Source organism: uncultured Microbulbifer sp., from assembly GCF_947489355.1.
GTDB lineage: Bacteria > Pseudomonadota > Gammaproteobacteria > Pseudomonadales > Cellvibrionaceae > Microbulbifer.
The window spans coordinates 1-246 of record NZ_CANLDD010000240.1; the positions used below are offsets into that span (position 1 = coordinate 1).

At 51.2% G+C, this 246-nt stretch carries 1 pseudogene; it reads right to left on the reverse strand.

The window, feature by feature from the left end:
* Nucleotides 1-146: 146 nt before the first annotated feature.
* A pseudogene (locus tag Q1A48_RS21605) lies at nucleotides 147-246 on the reverse strand (IS5/IS1182 family transposase); the annotation flags it as partial.

Sequence of the window (246 nt, forward strand, 5' to 3'; positions counted from 1 at the left end):
TGGATGTATGGACGGCGGAGGTACACCAGGCTGAGCCGCCGAAGAGATTCCGGCAATTTGTTGGTTAATCGAGATAGGGGAAAAAATGGTCAATGAAATCAGCATTCGCGAGCGCTTGTGGGAGTGGTCTAGGGGCTGTTCCCGTTTCACATGGGTAGCCATAGGAAGACACAAGCCATAGCTACTGTGCTTTGATAGCACCTCTTGAGTTTGTCGAAACGTGAGGCAATCGCGCGGTAGTGTTTC